Raw genomic sequence first — 7,301 nt, forward strand, 5'->3', positions numbered from 1 at the left:
AGCTGGGTAGCTAAGTCGGGAAGGGATAAACGCTGAAAGCATCTAAGCGTGAAGCCTACCTCAAGATGAGATTTCCCATAGCATAAGCTAGTAAGACCCCTTGAAGAACACAAGGTTGATAGGTCAGGGGTGTAAGCATGGTAACATGTTCAGCTGACTGATACTAATAGGTCGAGGGCTTGACCAAATAAAAGTAAACTTAATACTTAGTGCAATTTTGAAAGAACAAAAAGTTCTTAAAATCTGGTGATGATGCTCCTAAGGGTAACACCCGTTCCCATTCCGAACACGAAGGTTAAGCCTTAGGAGGCCGATGGTACTGCACGGGAGACTGTGTGGGAGAGTAGGTGGTTGCCAGGTTAGTATGGTTCACTAGCTCAGTCGGTAGAGCACATGACTTTTAATCATGGTGTCCAGGGTTCGATTCCCTGGTGAGCCACCAAAACCTCTCTATTTTTTAGAGAGGTTTTTTGTTAAATTAAATAACTTTGCTTAGCATTTATATAAGGAATTTTCTTAATTACAAGAGAATTCCTTTTTATAATTTATTAAAAAGAAATATATATTTATTGATAAAAATTAACTATAATTAATATTAAGTTATAAAAAATAAAGTTAATAAAGTTTTAATATAAATAATAAAATAGTATGAATATAACAGCTAATATTATTAGCATTAAAAATATACAATTTTAACAGTTGTGGTGATTGTTGTTATTGAAAAGCAGTGTATGATTATATTTTAATATACAAATATATAAATTAATTCAGATTAATATTTAGATTTTGGAGGTAATTAAATGATAAAAAAATTTTTTGTTAGTATTATATTAATAATATTAGTATTTGGGTTAGTTTCATGTGATAATAATATTGTTGAAAAAAATAAAATATTAGAAGATGAATTATTAGTTTATACTACCTATTCTGATGATGTTATGAAATATATAACAGAACAATTTAAAAAAGAAACTGGAATTACAATTGATTATAAAATTATAAATTCTAATATAATAGAAAATTTAAAAGACTCAAATCCTGATGTAATATTAGGAGGAGATATGCAGATATATAAAAATTTAAAAATCAACAATAAGTTATTGCCTTATAAAACTAGTTGGTTTAATAAAACATCAGATGAAAATAGAGGTATAGATGGATCTTGGTATACAACATTAAAAGAACCTATAGTTTTATTTTATAACTCTAAATATATTACAGCTACAAATGCACCAAAATCCTGGATGGATTTATCAAATAAAATTTATAAAGATAAAATAATAATGGAAAATATTAATGAACCATATATAAAAAATATAATATTAAATTTAATGTATCAATTTGAAAAAGATAATAAAGAAGCTGAAGGAATAATTTTTTTACAACAATTAAAAAATAATATATATAAATTTGAAGAAAGTTCCGAAGATTTATTTAAAGAAATTCAAAATAAAGAAACAACAATAGGAATAAGTAAATTAAGTACTTATTTAAAAGAAAAAAATGATAATAATATTCCATTGGTAGAAGTAGATACAACAGATGGAGCAATATTTGAAACGGAAGCAGTAGCGATATTAAAAAATTCGTTACATCCAAATACTGCAAAATTATTTTTAGAATTTGTTGCTGGTCCTAAAATGCAATTAGAAATTGCAAAAAAATTTAATAAAATACCAACTAATGAAGAAAGCTTAAAATATATATCACAAGATATAATTAATATAAAACCTATGGAAGTAGATTTGAATATAATTAATAAAAATGAAGAAAAATGGATGGGTTATTTTAATAATTTTGAAAAAGAGAAAACTATTAACAATTCTATAATAGAACAAACAAATAAAAATATAAATAATAAAAATTGTTATTCCGTTATAAGATATATTTTTTCTATATCTTAATATTTATAAATATATTTTTTATGCATGGTGAAGGAGTCTGTATATTTAATAAATTTTAATCACACAAATATCTCACTCTAAAACTCCTTCACATATAATTAACCTACCTCTATCATATCTTTATTAATTTCAACTAATGTTTTATTTTCTAACTTAAAAATTCTATTGCATATATTTAATGCTGATTCTCTATGAGTAATTATTATACACGTAGGTTTATGTTTTAAATTTTTAATAGCTTTTAATACTTTTACTTCTGTTTTTCCATCTAATGCAGAAGTTGCTTCATCTAAAATAAGAATTGGTTTTTTTCTAATTAACGCTCTAGCCAATGCTATTCTTTGGGCTTGCCCTTCTGAAATTCCTAATCCTTTTTCTCCAATAATTGTATCTAATTTTTTATCAAGATTATTTATAAAATCCCATGCACAAGATAATTTAGTAGCCTCTTCAATATCTGCTTCAGTTGCATATTTATTTCCATAAAGAATATTTTCTTTAATAGTTCCTGAAAATAAAGTATTTCCCTGTGGTACATAAGATATTAAATTTCTATGTTCCCTACTTAAATGAGAACTTTTCTTGTTATTTTCTAAAAGTATACTTCCATTTTTAACATGAATAAATGATAATATTAATCTTATTAAAGTTGTTTTTCCTTGTCCTGAAGGTCCAATAAAAGCAACTATCTCACTTGAATTTATATTCAATGAAACATTTTCTAAAATATTTTTATGTTTTTTATAATTAAAATATAAATTTTCAATTTTAATATTAGGAGCCTTTTCTTCTAATACTCTAACTTTATTTAAATTAATTAATTTCTCTAATTTATCATCTTTTCCAATTCCATCTCCATTGCTTTCTAAATTAATTTTTTCTATATCCATTAATCTTTCAGTAGCAGCTAAAGCAGATATTACTGAAGGAAGCTGTGAAGCAAGTCCTGAAAATGGACCTTGTATATATGAAAATAGTTGTAATAATGCTGTTAATGTTCCAAAAGTTCCTATACCTTTTGCTAAATTAATAGCACCTAAGCTAAATACTATAAAATATCCTAAAAAAGCTCCAAAACTAAGTGAAATACTTGATAATAAAGTAATTTTACTTCTTTTTAAAATAAGCTTTAACTTTATTTTTTGAAATTTATTTAATGTTTTTATATTATCCTGTTCTTTACAAAAGCTTTTTACTATCATAGTATTTTGTATACTCTCTTGCATAAAAGTTCTGTATTCAATTTCTTGTTGTTGAATTTCCATATAAACACTTTTTAATTTTCTACTAATTAATTTACTTATAAATAAAAATAATGGTGATACCAATATTATTATAACTGCAATAGTTGGCGCTAATTTTAATAGGGTTATAAATGAAGCTAAAAGCATTACTGATAGTGATATTATACTTGGTATAACACTAACCACTAAATTACAAATAGTAGAGACATCACTATTCATTCTAGTAATTAAATTTACACTATGATATTTTGCTTGTTCTTCCCATTCCCCATAAGTAATATGTGTATATAATTTTTTTTGTATATCATTAAGTAATTTTGTACCACAATAAGTTCCTAAAAAAGTATTTAGTGATGAAAATATAACCTGTATACATATAACAATTGCTAAAACTATAATCCACTTTATAACATTATTCATACTTCCATGTGTTGCTGCATCTATAATGTTTTTTGAAATTAAAGCATTATAAACACTAATTAAAGAAAGCATCGCTCCTAAACAAACTACTGAAATTAAATGTATCCTTATTGATTTAGCATTATAAAATATCCACCGTACTTTCTCTAAATTTTTTTTCATAATTCCCTCACTCTAATAATAAATTTAAAATATTTTTATATTAATATAGCATGTATACATAAAATAGTAAATTATTAAATTATAGTTATATTATGTAAAAAACTATGAAACTTAAAAAATATTTAAATTTCATAGTTTTTTTAACTTTATTAATTTAAGCCGCAAAAGTATTATCTCTCTTAAAGTTATCTAGTATGTCCAAAATCTCTATTAAGTTACTTAAAACAATCTTATCACTAATAACTTTCGTGTGTTTAATATATTTTCTAAATTCTTTTTTAAATTGCTTAACTTGTACATAATTATACTCAACAAGTGTTTTAAAATCTTCTAATATATATTGTATATCTTTCTTTTTGAGCTTATTATTTTTTATCCACATATATAATTCATATATATTACACACTAATAATCTTTGATCTTCTATAAATATTAAATTGCTTTCATTTCCTACAGTTACATTATCCAATATTAATCTATCTTCTATGAGAGAAGTAGTTAAAAATAAATTTTTCATTAAATTATCATCTTTTTTTCCTTCATTTAAAGCACATACTTCTTTTAACATATCAGTTATAGTCTCATTATAAATATGTTTTAAAAATTCAATTTGTCTTATAAGATTAAATGGCAAAATAAACTTATTAATAAGTATTGAAATTACTGCACCTAAAATAACAAATAATATTCTATTTATACTAAGTATTTCAACATTACTCATTAAAGAAGCTGCTCCTATAGCTGAAACTGTAACAAATATCATATTATGTCTATATTTTTTAGTGTAACTACTTAAATATCCACTTAACATTAAAATAATAGTTCTTGTTGTTGCTTCTTTAAATATACTAAATAAAATAACAATAATTATTCCACCTATTATAGTAGCTATTATTCTATCCTTAGTTTTTTGTTTAGCAACCTCATATATAGGATTTACTAAAGATAATACCGTAAACATTATCCATCTACCTTCATTTAATCTAAATAAATCCATTATAAAACATGCAATAGTTATACCTAAAGATATACGTACAGCATAACAAAATTTAGTTGATTTTAAGTTCATATTTCTTATAAGACGATTAATAGTTTTAAATTGTTTTGGAATATCTTCCACTTTATTAATAAAATTCTTATTTTCAAGTTCTTTTATTTCCTCTAAACTTTCATATAAAAAACTTATATTACTTAATATTTTCAAAAAAGTAATATTTCCGCACTGCCTATACTTTTCAAGTTCTTTCTTAGAAATTCTACTAAAATCTCCTTCATTTTCTAATCCTATTTTTATATTATTCAAAAATTTATTAATATCTTCTAAATAAATTTTATCTATTTCTTGAAAGTTAAGATTATCTATTAATAAATTAATCTTTTCTAATGCCATACAGATATTAAGCTTTACTCTACTTTCCTCTGTAAAGTAAAATTTCTGCTCTCTTTTATCTGAAAGCATTTGCTTAAATTCATTTAGTGAACTATTTATATCTTTTTCTAATTTATGTAAATCTTCTTTTCTTTTTTTTCTAATTATTTTAGTGCATATATCATCACATACACTTATTAAAAGTTTATTTCCATGTTTAGAAATTTTATCTCTATTGCAAATTAATTGAGCACCCATTATGATTAATGCTCCAACTATTAAAGAAATAAATCTTATTGAAAGTTCATTTATAGGTACTGGTGTAGCTAATATAAATAAATATTGTAATAAAAAAGGTAAATATATAGGCTTGTTTAAGTTATAACACAATCTATATCCAATAAAAAATACTGCAATTAAATTTACAAAAATAGCTATCCACATATTGTTACTAGCTAAAGTAGCAGCTCCTCCTATAAATAAATTTAAAAATATTAGCTTTACAGTGTTCTTAAAAAATTCCAATGTTAAATCTTTTTGCAAAAGCATTAAAGCAGCAGTAATAGTAGTTACACCTATTAGTGTATTTTCAACTCCAAACACTATTTTAAATAAAATAATAAAAACTACTATACATATGAATAAAATTGTTTTTGACATAATTAATTTTTTATTCAAATTTATTCTCCTTTCTATTTCAAATTTAGTACAACGAAAAATTCTACTACCATTACAAAATATATTCAACGCTAGAATTTGATTAATATAGGTATTAATAACCTATACTTTATATATATTTAAATAATAAATGTACAAAATAATACAACCTATTAAAATTATCCCTTATTTATTATCTAATTTAAAATAAAGTATTAACAAAATACATCACCAATTCTTTCATTTATAATCTTTTCTATAATTTCCATTTGTTCATTTACAGAAAACTTATCTTTTGGTCTTATAATCTTAAATAACAATATATTTTGTGCAACATTTACACACTTTTTAAAATATTCAGGATACATACCTGAAATTTTTATAAATTCAATTCTATAAATATTTTTTAATAAAACTTTCAGTTTTTCATTTCCCTTAATTTCTTCTATTTGTACCGAATCTACATTTCCTACAGCAATTTCACAAACTGCTACAAGTGGTTTTGATTCTTGTAAAAAACCTCCATTAACAGGTATAACAAATTTATCTCTTCCCTCATCTATCCTAATAAAATTATTTGTATCATAACCTAACTTAATCATAGCATCTCTACATAACTTTTGTTGTGGATAGGCTGGACTTATAAATGGAATACCAAAATTATTTAATACTACAGCAGATACATCATCAGCTAAAAAACTAAATCCACTCATTCTAAAAGCAGAAGTTAAAGTAGATTTACCAGCTCCACTATCTCCTGTTAATGTTATTGCTTTATCCTTAATAATAATCGTTCCACCATGTATTACAACAATGTTCCTTTGTATTAAAAGAGCGCCAAAAGCACTCCCTAATAAATATGTTTTAATTTCTTGCTCTGTTGCCTCTTCATAAGGCATTATAATTATGTTATTTCCATTACTTATGTAATAAGCTGCTACCTTTTTTATGTTAAACCAGGCTTTATCTCTTAAAAATTCAAGTATTTTACCTTCTTTTACTCTTTTTAAAATTTCTTTTGGCATAATTCCATAAAAAACTGTTACATCTTCTATGATATTTTCTCCACCTATTTCTATAAGCTCGGGCAATTTAATATTAGACTTTACATTTAACCCATAAATTCTATAAAAAAAATTTTTCTTTTTTTTCTCATAATACCTCACTCATACTTTCCTCCCTTAATTGAAAAACTTCCATCTTTACATATGGAAGTTTAATTTGAAAATTTATTTTTTTACAATAAGATCTACATTATTTAATTTACTTAAAAACTCTATAACGGTTTTTTCACAAGTTTCATTATCTATTTCATATTCTTCTAATAAAGTACTTATTATTTCTGAAACTTTTGTAGGTTCATCAGTAATGTCCCATATTCTACTTGCAACTTCATTTAGCATAAAGTACTGACCCTTATCTAAATTCATCATTACTTTCTCACCATTTAAATCTGTTGCATCTATTTCTTTATTTTGTATTACTACATCCTCTAATAAAATTTTATTTTCCATCTCAAACTCTCCCTTTAATAAAATTATATAC

General features: G+C 23.9%; 5 protein-coding genes, 1 tRNA gene and 2 rRNA genes. 4 read left to right on the forward strand and 4 right to left on the reverse strand.

From position 1 onward, the window contains the following. The 4 genes from GBZ86_RS10645 to GBZ86_RS10660 all read left to right on the forward strand — a co-directional run. Window positions 1-187, forward strand: a 23S ribosomal RNA gene (locus GBZ86_RS10645); the annotation flags it as partial. 55 nt (window positions 188-242) lie between these two features. Beyond that, window positions 243-360: ribosomal RNA gene (gene rrf / locus GBZ86_RS10650) — 5S ribosomal RNA — on the forward strand. Window positions 361-366: 6 nt separating this feature from the next. Then, window positions 367-442: transfer RNA gene (locus GBZ86_RS10655), tRNA-Lys, on the forward strand. Window positions 443-800: 358 nt separating this feature from the next. Next, window positions 801-1,904: an extracellular solute-binding protein gene (locus GBZ86_RS10660; protein WP_152890506.1), complete on the forward strand. Its 1,104-nt coding sequence runs from the start codon at window positions 801-803 to the stop codon at window positions 1,902-1,904. Between the two features lie 98 nt (window positions 1,905-2,002). Here GBZ86_RS10660 and GBZ86_RS10665 read toward each other — a convergent pair whose 3' ends face one another. From GBZ86_RS10665 to GBZ86_RS10680, 4 genes are all read right to left on the reverse strand, one after another. Further along, window positions 2,003-3,730 (reverse strand): ABC transporter ATP-binding protein, encoded by a 1,728-nt coding sequence (locus tag GBZ86_RS10665; protein WP_152890508.1) that lies wholly within the window; start codon window positions 3,728-3,730, stop codon window positions 2,003-2,005. Between the two features lie 154 nt (window positions 3,731-3,884). Further along, window positions 3,885-5,777 (reverse strand): FUSC family protein, encoded by a 1,893-nt coding sequence (locus GBZ86_RS10670; RefSeq protein ID WP_152890510.1) that lies wholly within the window; start codon window positions 5,775-5,777, stop codon window positions 3,885-3,887. Between the two features lie 194 nt (window positions 5,778-5,971). Continuing rightward, the gene (locus tag GBZ86_RS10675) at window positions 5,972-6,922 is read right to left on the reverse strand and encodes a phosphoenolpyruvate carboxykinase (ATP) (RefSeq protein WP_152890512.1); all 951 of its coding nucleotides are present in this window, start codon (window positions 6,920-6,922) and stop codon (window positions 5,972-5,974) included. A gap of 63 nt (window positions 6,923-6,985) precedes the next feature. Further along, the coding region (locus tag GBZ86_RS10680; protein WP_234885153.1) for a lasso peptide biosynthesis PqqD family chaperone at window positions 6,986-7,301 on the reverse strand (316 nt) is incomplete at its 5' end.

The organism is Clostridium tarantellae (assembly GCF_009295725.1).
GTDB classification, from domain to species: domain Bacteria; phylum Bacillota; class Clostridia; order Clostridiales; family Clostridiaceae; genus Sarcina; species Sarcina tarantellae.